This window comes from Paraburkholderia acidipaludis NBRC 101816, from assembly GCF_000684975.1.
Lineage (GTDB): Bacteria > Pseudomonadota > Gammaproteobacteria > Burkholderiales > Burkholderiaceae > Paraburkholderia > Paraburkholderia acidipaludis.
Map to the genome: position 1 here is coordinate 17753 of NZ_BAXZ01000036.1, position 17708 is coordinate 35460.

At 65.5% G+C, this 17708-nt stretch carries 15 protein-coding genes; 14 read left to right on the forward strand and 1 reads right to left on the reverse strand.

The annotated features are described in order from the left end of the window. The first annotated feature begins 12 nt into the window (after positions 1 to 12). The 9 genes from BAC01S_RS32990 (at position 13) to BAC01S_RS28465 (ending at position 12798) form a co-directional block, all read left to right on the forward strand. Complete coding sequence (locus BAC01S_RS32990; RefSeq protein ID WP_043204027.1) at positions 13 to 1908, forward strand: extracellular solute-binding protein; 1896 nt, start codon at positions 13 to 15, stop codon at positions 1906 to 1908. Between the two features lie 16 nt (positions 1909 to 1924). After that, positions 1925 to 2977, forward strand: coding sequence for a microcin C ABC transporter permease YejB (locus BAC01S_RS28430; protein ID WP_027797800.1), 1053 nt, complete (start codon positions 1925 to 1927; stop codon positions 2975 to 2977). Continuing rightward, positions 2931 to 4046: an ABC transporter permease gene (locus tag BAC01S_RS28435; protein WP_027797801.1), complete on the forward strand. Its 1116-nt coding sequence runs from the start codon at positions 2931 to 2933 to the stop codon at positions 4044 to 4046. Before BAC01S_RS28430 ends, BAC01S_RS28435 begins: the two co-directional genes overlap by 47 nt. After that, complete coding sequence (locus tag BAC01S_RS28440) at positions 4046 to 5674, forward strand: ABC transporter ATP-binding protein (protein ID WP_027797802.1); 1629 nt, start codon at positions 4046 to 4048, stop codon at positions 5672 to 5674. Before BAC01S_RS28435 ends, BAC01S_RS28440 begins: the two co-directional genes overlap by 1 nt. Beyond that, positions 5671 to 7107 carry a TldD/PmbA family protein gene (locus BAC01S_RS28445; RefSeq protein WP_027797803.1) on the forward strand — a complete coding sequence of 479 codons (1437 nt, stop codon included), beginning with the start codon at positions 5671 to 5673 and terminating at the stop codon, positions 7105 to 7107. The genes BAC01S_RS28440 and BAC01S_RS28445 overlap by 4 nt, the downstream gene beginning before the upstream one ends. Next, positions 7107 to 8468, forward strand: coding sequence for a TldD/PmbA family protein (locus BAC01S_RS28450; RefSeq protein ID WP_027797804.1), 1362 nt, complete (start codon positions 7107 to 7109; stop codon positions 8466 to 8468). Before BAC01S_RS28445 ends, BAC01S_RS28450 begins: the two co-directional genes overlap by 1 nt. Positions 8469 to 8530: 62 nt before the next feature. Next, on the forward strand, positions 8531 to 9058 hold the full coding sequence (locus BAC01S_RS28455) for a GNAT family N-acetyltransferase (RefSeq protein ID WP_027797805.1): 528 nt from the start codon (positions 8531 to 8533) through the stop codon (positions 9056 to 9058). Positions 9059 to 9062: 4 nt separating this feature from the next. Beyond that, positions 9063 to 9620, forward strand: coding sequence for a GNAT family N-acetyltransferase (locus BAC01S_RS28460; protein ID WP_027797806.1), 558 nt, complete (start codon positions 9063 to 9065; stop codon positions 9618 to 9620). 16 nt (positions 9621 to 9636) lie between these two features. Then, complete coding sequence (locus BAC01S_RS28465; RefSeq protein WP_027797807.1) at positions 9637 to 12798, forward strand: multidrug efflux RND transporter permease subunit; 3162 nt, start codon at positions 9637 to 9639, stop codon at positions 12796 to 12798. A gap of 84 nt (positions 12799 to 12882) precedes the next feature. Here the strand turns inward: BAC01S_RS28465 and BAC01S_RS28470 are convergent, their stop codons facing one another. Continuing rightward, positions 12883 to 13455, reverse strand: coding sequence for a cupin domain-containing protein (locus BAC01S_RS28470; protein WP_027797808.1), 573 nt, complete (start codon positions 13453 to 13455; stop codon positions 12883 to 12885). Between the two features lie 648 nt (positions 13456 to 14103). Here BAC01S_RS28470 and leuC point away from each other — a divergent pair. From leuC to BAC01S_RS35405, 5 genes are read left to right on the forward strand one after another with little or no spacing between them, the layout of a single operon-like run. Continuing rightward, positions 14104 to 15513: a 3-isopropylmalate dehydratase large subunit gene (leuC, locus tag BAC01S_RS28475; protein ID WP_027797809.1), complete on the forward strand. Its 1410-nt coding sequence runs from the start codon at positions 14104 to 14106 to the stop codon at positions 15511 to 15513. A 13-nt stretch (positions 15514 to 15526) separates the two neighbouring features. After that, the gene (locus BAC01S_RS35225) at positions 15527 to 15667 is read left to right on the forward strand and encodes a hypothetical protein (protein WP_169740159.1); all 141 of its coding nucleotides are present in this window, start codon (positions 15527 to 15529) and stop codon (positions 15665 to 15667) included. Between the two features lie 52 nt (positions 15668 to 15719). Beyond that, positions 15720 to 16370 (forward strand): 3-isopropylmalate dehydratase small subunit, encoded by a 651-nt coding sequence (gene leuD / locus BAC01S_RS28485; protein ID WP_027797810.1) that lies wholly within the window; start codon positions 15720 to 15722, stop codon positions 16368 to 16370. Between the two features lie 60 nt (positions 16371 to 16430). After that, positions 16431 to 17498, forward strand: a complete 1068-nt coding sequence (leuB, locus tag BAC01S_RS28490) for a 3-isopropylmalate dehydrogenase (RefSeq protein WP_027797811.1) — start codon at positions 16431 to 16433, stop codon at positions 17496 to 17498. Between the two features lie 11 nt (positions 17499 to 17509). Beyond that, positions 17510 to 17650: a hypothetical protein gene (locus BAC01S_RS35405; protein WP_218001798.1), complete on the forward strand. Its 141-nt coding sequence runs from the start codon at positions 17510 to 17512 to the stop codon at positions 17648 to 17650. Positions 17651 to 17708: the final 58 nt, after the last annotated feature.

Sequence of the window (17708 nt, forward strand, 5' to 3'; positions counted from 1 at the left end):
AAGCGGGGACCGATGAGGAATTTAACGACACGATGTTTGGCGCCGGCCTTCGCGGCGGCGCTGTTCTGCGCGCTCGGCGCATTCGCCGGGCCGGCACAGGCGCGCCCTTCGATTGCGCAGTACGATCAGCCGAGGTATCCGGACAACTTCACGCACTTCGACTATGCGGACGCGGACGCGCCAACCAGCGGCACGCTGAATTTCGAAAACTACAACGATCTGCAGAGCTACGATTCGCTCAATCCGTTTCTGGTGCGCGGCGCGCCGGCGCCGGACATCCAGAACCTGATGTTCGACACGCTGATGCAGCGTAGCTGGGACGAACTGGCATCGGCCTATCCGTTGATCGCGGACGACGTGGAAGTGGCGCCCGACCTGAGTTCGGCCACCTTCCATATCAACCCGGCCGCGCGCTTTTCGAACGGCGACCCGATCACGGCCGCGGACGTCAAATATTCGTTCGATACCCTGACGAGCCCGCAGGCCTCGCCGCTCTTCAACACGCAATTCTCGGTGATCAAGAGCGCGACGGTAATCGACCGGCTCACGATCCGCTTCGATTTCAGCCGCAAGGAGCGCGACGCGCCGCTGATCGCCGGCGACCTGCCGGTGTTCTCGCCGAAGTGGGGCATGCGTGCCGACGGTACGCGGCCGCCGTTCGACCAGATCTCGAACGTACCGCCGATTGCAAGCGGCCCGTACCTGATCGAGCAGCGCAAGAACGACAAGCAGATCGTCTATCGCCGCAACCCGAATTACTGGGCGGCGAACCTGCCTTCGCGGCGCGGGATGTACCGCTTCGAGCGCGTGGAATTCAAGCTCTACGCGGACCAGTACACGTCGCTGGAAGCCTTCAAGGCCGGCGACGTCGATGCCCGCATGGAATATTATTCGATGCTGTGGGCGCGCAAGTATATCGGCAAGAACTTCCGCAACGGCACGCTCGCGAAGGCGACGTTCCCCGACGGCCCCGCGCAGATGCAGGGCCTGTTCTTCAACATGCGCGAGCCGAAGTTCCAGGATCCGCGCGTGCGTCAGGCGTTGACGCTCGGGTTCGACTACGACTGGATGAACCGGATGCTGCTGTACGGTCAGTACCGCCGGACGAACAGCTTTTTCGACGCGAGCCCGTTCGCGGCGACCGGCATGCCGAGCGCCAGGGAACTGGCGCTGCTCGAACCCTATCGTGCCGAGCTGCCGCCGGCGGTGTTTGGCCCCATGATCAAGCAGCCCACCACGCTGCCGCCGAATTCGCTGCGCGGCAACCTGCGCAAGGCGCGCGATCTGCTTGCCGAAGCGGGCTGGCACTATCGCGACGGCGCGCTGCGCGATGCGAACGGCACGCCGTTTACCGTCGAGATTCTCGACGACCAGCCGGGCATGGATCGCCTCTGCCTGCCGTATCTGCAGGCGTTGTCGCTGCTGGGCATCCAGACGAGCTTTCGCGAGGTGGACAGCGCGCTCTACCAGAAGCGTATCGACAACTTCCAGTTCGACATGACGACCTACATCTATCCGCCGGTGACGATTCCGGGCGCCGAACTGCTGCGCCGCTTCGGCAGCGCAGCAGCGGATCAGGTCGGTTCGGAGAACTACCCGGGCCTCAAGTCGAAAGCCGTGGACGGCCTGATCCAGGATGTGCTCAAGGCGAACACGATCGACGATCTCGAGGCCGCCACGCGTGCCCTCGACCGCGTGCTGATCAACGAATACCTGATCGTTCCGGAGTACTACCTGCCCAACGCGCGTATCGGCTACAAGACCACGCTGGGTCATCCGGCTATCGTGCCGACGACCTACCAGTACGAGGACTGGATCATCGACTACTGGTTCGTCAAGGCGCCGCAGGCAACCCGCAATGCGCAGACCGCGGACGCCGCGTCTGCCGCCCGTTCCGCATCACATTGAGCATCGAGGATCCCCCATGCTTGCTTACATACTCCGACGACTGATGCTGATGGTGCCGACCCTGATCGGCGTCGTCACGCTGACCTTCGTCGTTACGCAGTTCGTGCCGGGCGGACCGGTCGAGCAGATGGTGACGCAGTTGCGCCACGGCGCGAGCCGCGGCGGCGAGACCGGCAGCGGAGGCGGCGGCTATCACGGCAGTCAGGGGGTGGACCCGCAGCAGATCGAGCAGATCAAGAAGGAGTTCGGCTTCGACAAGCCGCCGCTCACGCGCTACGTTCTGATGCTGAAGAACTACGCGACGTTCGATCTGGGCCAGTCCTACTATCAGCATGACAGCGTCTGGCACGTGATCCGCTCGAAGATGCCTGTTTCGATCACGCTGGGCCTGTGGACCGTGATGCTCACTTACCTGATCGCGGTGCCGCTGGGCATCGCGAAGGCGGTGCGCAACGGCTCGCGTTTCGATACGGTGACGAGCGCGCTCGTGCTGACCGGCTACGCGATTCCGGGCTTCGTGCTGGGCGTGCTGCTGCTGATGCTGTTCGGCGGCGGGACGTTCTGGCAGCTGTTCCCGATGCGGGGGCTCACCTCCGATAACTTCGATGACCTGAGCATGATCGGCAAGGTGCTCGATTATCTGTGGCACATCGTGCTGCCGGTGACGGCTTCGGTCGTCGGCAACTTCGCCATCGTCACGATCCTGACCAAGAACACCTTCCTGGAAGAGATCGGCCGCCAGTATGTGCTGACGGCGCGCGCCAAGGGGGCGCCCGAGCGCGATGTGCTCTGGAAACACGTGCTGCGCAATGCCGCGATTCCGCTGCTCACGGGCTTGCCCGCCGCGTTCGTCGGCGCGTTCCTGAACGGCAATCTGCTGATCGAGACGCTGTTTTCGCTGGACGGTATGGGGCAGCTCTCCTACGACTCGGTGATCCGCCGCGATTACCCCGTCGTGTTGGGCTCGCTGTTCCTGTTCACGCTGATCGGCCTTATCACCAAACTCATCGCTGACGTCTGCTATGTCCTCGTCGACCCCCGCATCCAATTCAACCGCCTGGACCACTGAGATGTCCGCTGCCGCCGCGCCGGCGGCCCCGGTCTCCCCCTGGCGTCGTACGTGGCTGCGCTTCAAGGCGCAGCGGCTCGGCTACTGGAGTCTCATCATCTTCAGCGGGCTCTTCGTCATCAGCCTGCTCGGCGAAGTGCTGGCCAACGATCGTCCGCTCGTCGTGCGCTACGACGGCCATTATTACTTTCCGATCGTGAAGGAGTACCCAGAGACGCTGTTCGGCGGCGATTTCCCCGCGAAAACCAACTATCTCGATCCGTATATCCGCGGGCGGCTTTCGTCGGGCAGCAACTTCGCGATCTACCCGCCGAACCACTTCCATTACGACACGATCGACTACTTTGCGACGCGGCCGTTCCCGGCGCCGCCCTCGGCCAACAACTGGCTCGGCACCGACCAGTTCGGCCGCGACGTGCTCTCGCGCCTGTTGTACGGCTTCCGGCTATCGGTGCTGATGGCCATGGCGCTCACGGTGTCGGGTGTGCTGATCGGCGTGCTCACGGGGGCCGTGCAGGGTTTCTATGGGGGGCGCACCGACCTGATCGGGCAGCGCCTGATCGAGATCTGGGCCTCCATGCCGGACCTGTATCTGCTCATCATCTTCGCCTCGATCTTCGAGCCCACCTTGTGGCTGCTCTTCATCCTGCTCTCGATGTTCGGCTGGCTCGTGCTGTCCGACTACGTGCGCGCCGAGTTTCTGCGTAACCGTTCGCTCGACTACGTAAAGGCCGCTCGCACGATGGGCCTCTCGAACTGGCAGATCATGTGGCGGCACATTCTGCCCAACAGTCTCACGCCTGTGATTACCTTTCTGCCTTTCCGCATGAGCGCGGCGATTCTCTCGCTCACGAGCCTCGACTTCCTCGGCCTTGGCGTGCCGCCGCCGACGCCGAGCCTGGGCGAACTGCTGCAGGAGGGCAAGAACAATCTCGACGCATGGTGGATTTCGATTTCGGCATTTGCGGCGCTCGTCATCACGCTGCTGCTGCTGACCTTCATGGGCGACGCGCTGCGCAACGCGCTCGACACGCGCGCCAAGGGTTCGGCATTCGGGGGAGGCAAGTGATGAGCCGTACGTTGCTGGAAATCGACCGCTTCTCGGTACGCTTCGGCGAAAAGATGGCGGTGCAGGAACTGAGCCTCTCGATGCAGCGCGGCGAACGCGTCGCGCTGGTGGGCGAATCGGGCTCGGGCAAGAGCGTCACGGCGCTGTCTATCCTCGGCCTCGTCGAGCATGCGAAGCTCTCGGGCCGCATGCTGTTCGACGGCGAGGATTTGCTGCAGAAAACGGAGCAGCAGATGCGCGGCATTCGCGGCGCCGACATCGCGATGGTGTTCCAGGAGCCCATGACGGCGCTCAATCCGCTCTATACGATCGGCAAGCAGATCGCCGAAAGCCTGCGCCTGCACGAGGGGCTGCGGCCCAACGAAGCCCGCGAGCGCGGCATCGAATTGTTGCGGCGCACGGGCATTCCCGAGCCGGAGCGGCGGATCGACAGCTTCCCGCACCAGCTTTCGGGCGGTCAGCGCCAGCGCGCGATGATCGCGATGGCGCTTGCCTGCCGGCCGCGCCTCTTGCTGGCCGACGAGCCGACCACGGCGCTCGACGTGACGGTGCGCCAGCAGATCGTCGATCTGCTGATCGAGCTGCAGGAGCAGGAAGCGGCCGATCGCGGCATGGCCGTGCTGCTGATCACCCACGACCTGAATCTCGTGCGGCGCTTCGCGCAGCGCGTCGCGGTGATGGAAAAAGGCGTACTGGTGGAGACCAACACCACGGAAGCCCTGTTCTCGAACCCTCAGCACCCCTATACACAGCGTCTGCTCGATAGCGAGCCGAAACGCGCCGTCGATCCGGTCGACCGCGATGCGCGCCCCATTCTCGACGTGAAGGGCGTGGCCGTGGACTATCACACGGCGGCCAAGGGCTGGCGCTCGATCCTCGGCGGTACGAAGTTTCGTGCCGTGCACGAGGCCGACCTGAGCCTGCGGCGCGGCGAGACGCTCGGCATCGTAGGCGAATCGGGCTCGGGCAAGTCCACGCTGGCCTTCACCGTGCTCGGTCTGAACCGGCCGGCGCAGGGCGAAATTCTGATCGACGGCATGCCGCTTTCTACGCTGCGCAATCCCAGATCGCGGCGCGAGCTGTATTCGCGCATGCAGGTGGTGTTTCAGGACCCCTTCGGATCGCTTTCGCCGCGCATGACGGTGGAGCAGATCATCGGCGAGGGCCTCGTCGTGCATCGCCCGGAGTTCGAGGGGCCGGCGCGCCGCGCGCGCATCGGTTCGCTGCTCGAAGAAGTCGGGCTGCCTGCGGAGTCCATGCTGCGTTATCCGCACGAATTCTCGGGCGGTCAGCGCCAGCGCATCGCCATTGCGCGCGCGCTTGCCGTGGAGCCGGAGCTGATGGTGCTGGACGAGCCCACGAGCGCGCTCGACGTCTCGATCCAGAAGCAGGTTCTCGCACTCCTGACGAATTTGCAGAAGAAGTACAAGCTCAGCTATCTGTTCATTACGCACGACCTGGCGGTGATGCGCGCCATGGCGCATCGTGTCATCGTGATGAAGGCGGGCCGTATCGTCGAGCAGGGCGACGCGCAGGACGTGCTGTATGCGCCGTCGCATCCCTATACGCAGGCGTTGCTGGCCTCCTCGATGCTGCAGGGGCCGGAACCGGTGGAGAAATTCGCATGATCGACGAACGCTGGGCACGCGCGGCGCAGGCGCTGAAGAGCCGTGCCGATTTCTGGTCGCTGCGCGTGGTGGACGAACACATCGAGGACCACGAGGTCCGCAACGACGTCGTGCAGCCGCTGCGCTCGGTGCATGAGCGCGGCGCGATGGTGACTGCCTGGGCCGGTGCCGGGGCGGGCTATGCGGCCACGGCGGATCTCAGCGCGGCGGGCCTGCAGCGCGCGCTGGACACGGCGACCGCGCGGGCCGAGGCCAGCGCGGCGTTTTCGCTGATCGACCATCGCGAGATCGCGCGGCCCACGGAGAGCGGCCGCTACGCATCGCCGAACGCCGACGCGCCGCTTCTCACTCGTCGCGAATGGATCGAACGTCTCGCGCAGGAGTGCGCGATTGCGAGGCTCGACGAGCGCATCGTGGAGCGCGTGGCGAGCATGCACGTCGCGCACGCGGACCAGCTCTATCTGACGAGCGACGGCGTGCGCATCGAGCAGCGTTTTCGCTTTCTGATGCCGCAGCTGAGCGTGGCGGCGCACGCGGACGGCGACACCCAGGTGCGCACGCTGAGCGGCAATTACGGCACGCTCGCGCAGGGCGGCATGGAGATTCTCGCGCGCTACGGCTTCGACGGTGCGGGCGCGCGCGTCGCCGACGAGGCGCTGCAACTGCTCGCCGCGCCCAACTGCCCCTCGGGCCCGCGCGATCTGCTGCTGATGCCCGACCAGATGATGCTGCAGATCCACGAGTCGATCGGCCATCCGCTCGAACTCGACCGCATTCTCGGCGACGAGCGCAACTTCGCGGGCTGGAGCTTCGTGAAGCCGGAGATGTTCGGCAGCTACCAGTACGGTTCCGAACTGCTGAACGTGACGTTCGACCCCGAACTGCGCGAGGAGGCCGCCACCTATGCCTTCGACGACGAAGGCAGCGCGGCGACGAAGCAGTATCTGATCCGCAATGGCGTGCTGGAGCGTCCGCTGGGCGGGGCGCTCTCGCAGCAGCGCGCGGGCCTGCCCGGCGTCGCGAACTCGCGCGCGTCGAACTGGAACCGCCCGCCCATCGACCGCATGGCAAACCTCAACATCGAGCCGGGCACGGCAACGCTGGATGCGATGATCGCCCATATCGAGCACGGCATCCTGATGTCGACGAATACGTCCTGGTCCATCGACGACCATCGCAACAAGTTCCAGTTCGGCTGCGAGTACGGCCGGCTGATCGAGAACGGCAAGCTCACGCAGGTCGTGAAGCGCCCCAACTATCGCGGCATTTCCGCAAGCTTCTGGCGCAGCCTTTCCGCGGTGGGCAATGCCGCCACGCGCGAGGTGTTCGGCACGCCGATGTGCGGCAAGGGCGAGCCCGCCCAGATCATCCGTGTGGGCCATGCATCGCCCGCGTGCGTGTTCAGCAACGTCGACGTATTCGGAGGCGCATGATGAGCGAAGCCCTTTTTGCGCGCACCGGAGCGTCGGTGGACTGGCATACGCATTTCACCACGCTGGCCGGCGCGATCGACCGGCTCGTGCGGCCCGGCGAGACGGCGCTCACGTCGTTCGCGGGCGAGCAGTCGGACTTCGTGCGCTTCAACGGCGGCAAGGTGAGGCAAACCGGTCAGGTGTCCCAGGGGCGTCTCACGCTGCGTCTCATCGACGGCGCGCGCCAGGCGTACTCGACGCTCGACATCTGCGGCGACGCGGACCAGGATCTGCGCGAAGTCGGCGCCGTGCTCGAAGCGCTGCGCGCGGGCCTGCGCGACGCGCCTGACGATCCGCACCTGCTTTACGACACCACGTCGTGGCAGCGCTCGACGCGCCGCACGGGGCGCTTGCCGGACCCGCACGCGCTCGTGCGCACGGTCGCCGAATGCGCGCGCGGGCTCGATTTCGTGGGCTTTTATGCGGGCGGCACGCTCGCGCGCGGGTTCGCCTCGACGAGCGGCAGCCGCGGCTGGTACGAGGTGGAGAATTTCTGCTTCAGCTGGTCGCTTTATCACCCGGGCGGCCGTGCGATCAAGACGACCTACGCGGGCGATAGCTGGGACGACGCGACCTTCGCCCGCAAGGTGGAAGAGGCGGCGGCGCGGTTGCCGGTGCTTGCGCTCGCGCCGCGCGCCCTCGGCCCCGGCCGGTATCGCGCGTGGCTCGCGCCGGGCGCGCTCGAAGAGCTGCTGAGCGTGGCCGCCTGGGGCGGCTTCTCGGCGCGCGCGCAGGCGGCCTCACTGAGCCCGCTGTACCGGCTCAACGCCGGCGAGGTGGCGCTTGACCCGCGTGTGACACTGGCGGAAGATCTCGAGCTTGGCATCGCACCCGCATTCAATGAGGATGGCTATCTACGCGACAGCGTCGCATTGATACGCGAAGGCCGCAGTGTGGCGCAGTTGACGAATGCACGCACGGCGCGGGAGTATGGCCTTGCGCCGAACGGCGCGCTCGCGAGCGAGATGCCTTCGTCGCTCGCGATGGCGGGCGGCGATCTTGCGGACGAGGACGTGCTCGCGGCGCTCGGCACCGGTCTCTATGTCGGCAACCTCTGGTACGTGAACTACTCCGATCGCATGAGCTGCAGCCTGACCGGCATGACGCGCTTCGCGACGTTCTGGGTGGAAGAGGGCCGCATCGTCGCGCCGGTCGAGGCGATGCGTTTCGACGACAGTCTGTATGGCTTGCTGGGCGAGAGGCTGGAGCGTCTGGGCGCGCATCCCGAGCTGCGCCTTTCCGACGACTCGTGGGGCCAGCGCGCAACGGGCGGCATGAAGCTGCCCGGCGTGCTCGTGAGGGAGTTCGAACTGACGCTTTAGGGCGTTCAACCCCACGGCCCGCCGGCCGGCCCGCGACAGCGCCAACAACAAGGAAAACAACGATGCAGTCGAGGATACCCGAGGGCCTCGTCGTGCGCGCCCTGCGCCCCGGCGACGCCGAAGCTTTTCATACGCTGCAGAGCGGGCCCTCCGTGCTGCGCGGGCATGCGCACGCGCCGTACGGCTCGCTCGAAGCCACGCGCGAGTGGCTCGAAAAGCTCGTGCCGCCGGCCGTCCTCATTGGCGCCTGGGTGGGCGAGACGCTCGTGGGGTCGGTCGGGCTGAGCCCGCAGAAGACGCGGCGCTCACACGTGGGCCAGATCGGCATCAGCGTGCACGACGACTGGCGGCGGCGCGGCATCGGCGCCCATCTGATGACGCAGGTGCTCGACCTCGCCGACAACTGGCTTGGCCTGCGCCGCCTCGAACTGCACGTTTTTACCGATAACGCCGCGGCCATCGCGCTCTACCGCCAATGCGGGTTCGAAATCGAGGCATGCCTTCGCGGCTCGGTGCTGCGCGAAGGTGTACTGATCGATTCGTTCCTGATGGGACGCCTGCGCGACCCGCTGCCGTTCGCCACGGAGTGACGCGATGCACGACCCGACCCTATCCGCTATGACGGCGCCGGCTGGCGCGATTCGCGTGCGCACCTGCGAGCCTGCCGATCTCGAGGCTATTGCCGCGCTAATGAATTTACCTGGCGTGCGCCACGGCACGCTGTCGAGCGGCTGGCGCACGCCGGAATCGTTGCGCGCATGGTACGACAATCACACGCCCGGCTCCGTGAGGCTCTGTGCCGAAATCAATGCCCGCGTGGTGGGCAATGTGACGCTCATGGTCGGCAAGCCGCGACGCGCGCATTGCGGATCGCTGGGCATCGCGGTTGACGACGCATTTCAGGGGCGCGGCGTGGGCAGCGCGCTGATGGCCGCGATTGTCGACTATGCGGACCGCTCGCTCGGCCTGCGCCGGATCGAGCTCGAGGTGTACCCGGACAACGCCGCCGCCATCGCGCTCTACCGCAAGTTCGGCTTCGTCGAGGAGGGCCGCTCGCGCGGCAGCTCGATCCGCGACGGCGTGCTCGCCGACACGCTGCACATGGCGCGCTATGCCGACGCGCCGCCTTTCGCCGAACCCTCATCCTCATAACCGGACGGACGCGCGCGTGCCCTTCTTCTTCATCGACAGACCGGTCTTCGCATGGGTCGTGGCGCTCGCCGTGGTGGTGGCGGGCTTGCTGGCCATTCCGATGCTGCCGGTTGCGCAGTACCCGCGTCTCTCGCCGCCGCGCATCGTCGTCTCCGCCGAGTATCCGGGGGCCTCGCCGGAGGAGGTGGACAACAACGTCGCGAGCATCATCGAGGAAAGCCTCGACGGCGCCGAAGGGCTGCTCTACTACGAGACCACGAGCGACGCGCTCGGCAACCTCGAAATCGACGTGACGTTCACGCCGGAAACGAACCCCGACATCGCGCTCGTGGACGTGCAGAACCGCCTCAAGCAGGTCGAGGCGCGGCTGCCGCAGCCCGTGGTGCAGGAGGGCATCGACGTGGAGAAGGCCGCGAACACGTTCCTGATGCTCGTGGCGCTCACGTCCACCGACGGCACGCGCGATTCCGCGCAGCTGAGCGACTATCTGAACCGCTACATCATGCGCGACCTGAAGCGCGCGCCGGGCGTGGGCTCGGCAGAGCTCTGGGATGCCGACGAGGCCATGCGCATCTGGCTCGACCCGGTGAAGCTGCGCGAATACGGCTTCACGGCCGCCGACGTCAACACCGCGATCGCCGCGCAGAACTCACCGGTAACGGCGGGCACGCTCGGCAACGCGCCGTTCGTGAACGGCCAGCAGACCACCGAATCGGTGAGCGTGAAGGGGCAACTGGAGACGCCGGAAGAATTCGGGCAGATCGTGCTGAAGGCGAAGACGGACGGATCGCTCGTGCGCTTGCGCGACATCGCGCGCGTGGAGATAGGCCGCGACGACTATTCGTTCTACTCACGCCTGAACGGCCGTCCGGCCGCCACCGTGGGCATCCAGCTCGGACCGCGCGGCAATGCGCTGGAAACGTCCAATGCGATACGCGCGCGGCTTGCCGAACTCTCGAAGCATCTGCCCTCGGGCGTGTCTATCGAGATTCCGTTCGATACCGCGTATTTCGTGCGAGTGGCGATCCATGAAGTCGTGATCACGCTGCTCGAAGCCGTGGTGCTGGTGTTCGCGGTGATGTGGCTGTTCCTGCGCGACCTGCGCTCGACGCTCGTGCCGACCGTCGTGATACCCGTCACGCTGATGGGGGCGTTTCTCGCGCTCTACGCGTGCGGCATGTCCATCAACGTCTTCACGATGTTCGGGCTCGTGCTCGCCATCGGCATACTCGTGGACGACGCCATCGTGGTCGTGGAGAGCGTGCACCGCGTGATGCACGAGCGCGGCCTCGCGCCCCGCGAGGCCACGCGCGCGGCCATGAAGCGCATTGGCGGCGCCATTGTCGGCGTGACGGCGGTGCTGACCGGCGTGTTCGTGCCCATGCTGTTCTTCACCGGCAACGTGGGCGGCATCTACCGGCAGTTCGCCGTGGCCATGATCGCCTCGATGCTCGTGTCCTCGTTCATGGCGCTTTCGCTCACGCCTGCGCTATGCGCGAATCTGCTGAGGATACCGAAGCACATGAGGCAGGGCGGCGCGCAACCGGTGCGCGGCATCACGGCCCAGGTCGCGCGCGCGTCGCGCGGCTATCGCGCATTCGTCGCGGCGCTGCTGCGCCGCGCGCCGCGCATGCTCGCCATCTACGCGCTGCTGTGCGCCTTGCTGGCGCTGCTGTACTGGAAGCTGCCGCAGGGCTTCCTGCCCACCGAAGACGAAGGCCAGTTGCAGGTCATGATCCAGTTGCCGGCCGGCGCGACCCAGGCGCGCACGTTCGACGTGGTGAAGCGTGTCGAGGCGATGCTGCGCGCGCACGAGGCGGTGGGCAACGTGACGAGCGTGGTGGGCTGGAGCTTCGCGGGCAGCGGGCAGAACGTGGCGATGGCGTTCGTCGAGTTGAAGCCGTGGGGCCGCCGCCATGAGGATGCCGAAACGTTGCGCGATGCGCTGAACGACCAGTTCGGCGCGTTCCTCGACGCAGACGTGGAGGCGCAGTTGCCCCCGCCGGTGCCGGGTATCGGCCACTCGGAGGGCTTCACCTACCGGCTCGAAGACCGCGGCGGCGTGGGCATGGATGGACTGAAAGCCGCGCGCGACCAGTTGATCGGCGCGGCGGGCAAGAGCCGCGTGGTGACGGGCGTGCATTCGGAAGACCTGCCCGACGCGCCGCGCGTGGAACTGGACATCGACCGTAGCCGGGCGTATGCCTATGGCGTGCCGTTCGACCACATCGCCGACGTGCTCGGCAGCACGTTCGGCTCGAATTACGTCGACGACTTTCCGGCGGGCGGGCGCATGCGCCGCGTGATCGTCGAGGCCGACGCGTCCACGCGCATGAGCGACAGCCAGTTGCTCGATCTGCCCGTGCAGAACACGGCGGGCGGCACGGTGGCCATGTCGTCGATCGCTTCGACGCACTGGACCGTCGGTCCCGTGATCCTGAACCGCTACAACGGCTATCCGTCGCTCGACGTGACGGGGCGCGCCGCATCGGGCCACAGTTCGGGCGAGGCGATGGCGGAGATGGAGCGGCTCGCGCTCGCGCTGCCCGAGAGCGTCTCGGGCGAATGGACCGACACCGCATTCGAGGAGGCCGAGGCCGCGCGGCAAACGCCGCTACTCATCGGTCTCTCGCTGCTCGCCGTGTTCATGGTGCTCGCCGCGCTCTACGAAAGCTGGATTACGCCGTTTTCGGTGCTGCTCGTCGTGCCGCTCGGCGCGATCGGCGCCGTATCGGCCATGTTGCTGCGCGGGCTGCCCAACGACATCTATTTCAAGGTGGGCATGGTGACGGTGATCGGTCTTGCCGCGAAGAACGCGATCCTGATCGTGCAGGCGGCGAACGTGCGCCGTGCGCGCGGCTTGCCGCTGGGCGCGGCCGTGGTGGGGGCGAGCGCCGAGCGTTTGCGGCCCATCGTGATGACCTCGGCGGCGTTCCTGCTCGGCGTGCTGCCGCTCGTGCTGTCGCACGGCGGCGGCGCGGAGAGCCGGCATTCGATCGGCACCGGCGTGTTCGGCGGCGTGATCGCGGCCACGGTGCTGGGGCTCGTGTTTACGCCGGTGCTCTATTTCGCGGTGGCCGGGCGCTCGCGCGGCAGTCGCGCGCCCGCTACGGCGCCGCGCAGGCGCGACATGCGCGTGTCGCAGACGGTGGAAGACGACGAGCCGGAACTGCGCTGAAGGGCTTGGAGGCGCCAGGAGGGGCTTGAAGGGTCTCGTGAGCGGATGGCCCCGCCGTCGTTCAGCGGGAGCCAGATATCCGTTTTAGAAGAGGCGCGGCGTGCCCACCCACACGAGCACGGTTTCCTGATCGGAGGTATTGGTCCACGCGTGCGGCACCGTGGATTCGTAGTGCGCGCTGTCGCCCACACCCAGCACGAACGACTGCCCTTCCAGGGTGAGCGTGACCTCGCCCGAGAGCACGTGCAGGAACTCTTCACCCGCGTGCGTGGTGACTTCGCTCGGACGGTCGCCGGGCGGCATGCGCACGAGAATCGCTTCGAGCTGGCGGCCGCCGGAAGGGTTCGTGAGGCGTGCATAAAGATCGGTGGAATCGGCGAAGCCGAAGAACTTGAGATCCTGGCCCCGGCATACGCAGCCCGCTTCGGTGGGCGTATCCACGAAGTAGCTGACCGGCACGCCCAGCGCTTTGGCGATGCTCACCAGCGAAGTGATCGAGGGGCTCGCGAGATCGCGCTCCACCTGCGAAAGAAACGGTTTGGAGAGCTGGGCCGCCGTGGCGATGTCGTCCAGGGTGCGGCCCTGGCGCTGGCGCAGCCCGCGAATCTTGCTGCCTACGGAGACGACGTTTTGTGATTCGACGGCTTTCGAAACCATGACGAAATGTATTTGTCAGATAAATGCGTTTTAATCTGGAGACGCTTTGGCTTAATGGCGCTTCATTCGTGCTTCATTCGCGCCTCTTTGATTTCCCCCGTCTGTCATATCCGGTTATCCCCTGGTGGCCACTAATGCCGGTATGCAGTGGTAAATCATCCGATAACGTCTTTGGTATTTGCGGGCGCTCCCCAAAAGTTTAATTGTATTTCTCGCGGCGTGGGTGCGTGTACGAGGCGGGAAGGGCTCCGGCTTGCCGGGGTTCTGGCCCGTTGCGTGCCGTGAGGGATGCATGGCGGGTAAGCCTGCACGCTGCGAGCATAGCATTAATTGTCCTTACGAAAAATCACTTATAAATTCAGCCGTGTGTTTTGGCGCGGCGTAATTGAAGTGTATTCGCCGTGCCAAACGTTTTGCTTATGCGAGGCGCGGTCGGAATCGCGCGTGGCGCAACGCCGGCGTGTTGGGAAGCGCACGGCGCCGCAGTGCCGGGAGCCGTGCCGGGTAATGCCGATACAGGTATTGGCACTACCACCCAACTCCCTGTTTTTTATCGCTTTTTCCTGTGCGGGGTCTGCGTGAGGCGCGTATCGCGTGGCATAATCGGCTCACACCGTATTGCCCGTAGTCACTCATTCCCCGCATATCATGGCAAAGACGCTCTACGACAAACTGTGGGACACCCATGTGGTCCACACGGAAGAAGACGGCACGACGCTCCTTTACATCGACCGCCATCTGCTGCACGAAGTCACCAGCCCGCAGGCCTTCGAGGGTCTGAAGCTGCACGCGCGGCCGGTTTGGCGCATCAGCGCGAACCTCGCCGTCTCCGACCATAACGTGCCCACCACCGACCGCAGTCACGGCATTGCGGATCCGGTCTCGAAGCTCCAGGTCGACACGCTCGACGCGAACTGCGATTCCTACGGCATCACGCAGTTCAAGATGACCGACCAGCGCCAGGGCATCGTCCACATCGTCGGCCCCGAGCAGGGCGCGACGCTGCCGGGCATGACCATCGTTTGCGGCGACTCGCACACGTCCACGCACGGCGCGTTCGGCGCGCTCGCGCACGGCATCGGCACCTCGGAAGTCGAGCACGTGCTCGCCACGCAAACGCTGCTGCAAAAGAAGAGCAAGAACCTGCTCGTGAAGGTGGAAGGCCAGTTGCCGCGCGGCTGCACCGCGAAGGACATCGTGCTTGCCATCATCGGCAAGATCGGTACGGCGGGCGGCACGGGCTACGCCATGGAGTTCGGCGGCTCGATGATCCGCGGCCTCACCATGGAAGGCCGCATGACCGTCTGCAACATGGCGATCGAAGCCGGCGCGCGCGCGGGCATGGTCGCCGTGGACGACACCACGATCGACTACCTGAAGGGCCGTCCGTTCTCGCCGCAAGGCGCGGAATGGGACCAGGCCGTCGAATACTGGAAGACCTTCCGTTCCGACGAGGGCGCGCAGTTCGACCGCGTGGTCGAGCTCAGCGCTGCCGATATCGTTCCGCAGGTCACGTGGGGCACTTCGCCCGAAATGGTCACGTCGGTCGACGGCCGCGTGCCCGACCCCGAGCGCGAGAAGGATCCCGTCAAGCGCGATGCGATGGAGCGCGCGCTGCAATACATGGCGCTCGATCCGAACACGCCGATCGAGTCGATCAAGCCGGACAAGGTCTTCATCGGCTCCTGCACGAACGCGCGCATCGAAGACCTGCGCTCGGCCGCTTATGTCGTGAAGAAGCTTGGCCGCCGCGTGGCGCCGAACATTCGCCTCGCCATGGTGGTGCCGGGCTCGGGTCTCGTGAAGGCGCAGGCCGAGCGCGAAGGGCTCGATAAGGTGTTCGTCGACGCGGGCTTCGAATGGCGCGAGCCGGGCTGCTCGATGTGCCTCGCGATGAACGCCGACCGCCTCGAGCCGGGCGAGCGCTGCGCGTCCACCTCGAATCGCAACTTCGAAGGGCGTCAGGGCGCGGGTGGCCGCACCCATCTCGTGAGCCCGGCGATGGCGGCGGCAGCCGCCATCGAAGGCCATTTCGTCGACATTCGCAAGCTGGGCTAAGCGGAGCAAAGCTATGAAGACAGGCATTTTCTGGCGTCGCGCCGCGCTTCTTTCGCTCGCGGGCCTGCTGCTCGCGCTGACGGGCTGCAACACGGTGGCGGGCTTCGGCCAGGACATCACCGACTCGTCGCGCGCCGTGCAGCACGCGCTGTAAGCGCGCGGCTGCGTCTTACCGACGTACCCTGCATCCTTCTGGATCACGGATCATGGAAAAATTCATCGTACACACCGGCGTCGTGGCGCCGCTCGATCGCGAGAACGTGGACACGGACGCGATCATTCCGAAGCAGTTCCTCAAGTCGATCAAGCGCACGGGCTTCGGCCCCAACGCCTTCGACGAATGGCGTTACCTCGACCACGGCGAGCCGGGCCAGGACAACTCGAAGCGTCCGCTCAATCCCGACTTCGTGCTGAACCAGCCGCGCTATCAGGGCGCTTCGGTGCTGCTCGCGCGCAAGAACTTCGGCTGCGGCAGCTCGCGCGAACACGCGCCGTGGGCGCTGCAGCAGTATGGCTTTCGCGCAATCATCGCGCCGAGCTTCGCCGACATCTTCTACAACAACTGCTTCAAGAACGGCTTGTTGCCCATCGTGCTCACCGAGCAGCAGGTGGGTCATCTGTTCAACGAAACGGTTGCGTTCAACGGCTTCCAGTTGACGGTCGATCTCGACAAGCAGGTGGTGCGCACGACCGACGGCGCTGCGGAATATCCGTTCGAGGTGGCCGCATTCCGCCGCTTCTGTCTGCTGAACGGTTTCGACGACATCGGCCTCACGCTGCGCCATGCCGAGAAGATCCGCCAGTACGAAGCCGAGCGCATTGCGCGCCAGCCGTGGCTGAACAACCGCGTGCTTTGAGCGCGAGCCGGACGGCTTGCGCGAATCCGCGTACAGCAAAATAAAACGAGGAATCCCAGGATGAAGATTGCAGTGCTGCCGGGCGATGGCATTGGCCCCGAGATCGTGAAGGAAGCCGTCAAGGTATTGAACGTCCTTGGCGAGAAGTTCGAGATGGAAGAAGCGCCGGTTGGCGGCGCGGGTTACGAGGCGAGCGGCCATCCGCTGCCCGAAGCCACGCTCGCGCTGGCGAAGTCGGCCGACGCGATCCTGTTCGGTGCCGTGGGCGACTGGAAATACGACTCGCTCGAGCGCGCGCTGCGCCCGGAGCAGGCCATCCTGGGTCTGCGCAAGCATCTGGAACTGTTCGCGAACTTCCGTCCGGCGATCTGCTATCCGCAGCTCACGGGGGCTTCGTCGCTGAAGCCCGAGATCGTCTCCGGTCTCGACATCCTGATCGTGCGCGAACTGAACGGCGACATCTACTTCGGCCAGCCGCGCGGCACGCGCGAAGCGCCGGATGGTCTCTTCAAGGGCGCGCGCGAAGGCTTCGACACGATGCGTTATTCGGAGCCCGAAGTACGTCGCATCGCGCACGTGGCCTTCCAGGCGGCGCAGAAGCGCCAGAAGAAGCTCACGTCGGTGGACAAGGCCAACGTGCTCGAAACCTCGCAGTTCTGGAAGGACATCATGATCGATGTCGCGAAGGAATATCCGGAGGTCGAGCTCTCGCACATGTATGTCGACAACGCGGCCATGCAGCTCGTGAAGGCGCCGAAGGCCTTCGACGTCGTGGTGACGGGCAACATGTTCGGCGACATTCTTTCGGACGAAGCCGCGATGCTCACGGGCTCGATCGGCATGCTGCCTTCGGCCTCGCTCGACAAGAACAACAAAGGTCTGTACGAGCCCTCGCACGGCTCGGCGCCGGACATCGCGGGCAAGGGTATTGCCAATCCGCTGGCCACGATCCTCTCGGCCGCGATGATGCTGCGCTATTCGCTGGGCCGCGCCGAACAGGCCGATCGCATCGAAAATGCCGTAAAGAAGGTGCTCGAACAGGGTTACCGCACGGGCGACATTCTCACGCCGGGCTGCCGGCAGGTGGGCACCGCAGCGATGGGCGACGCCGTGGTCGCGGCGCTGTAAAGACGGTTTTCGTGTATATTGTGCCGATGGCGACGATCCCCCAGATCACCTCTGTTTCGAAAATCCACGGCGCAGCCCGTGCGATTTCGCTCGCCATCGCCACAAAGGCGACCACGAAAACGACGATTATCAAAACGATCACCATTCGTTGATCGCTCGTCGTGCCCGCTCATCTTCCCCGCGCGGCCACGCCGGGCGAGCGAAGCGGGG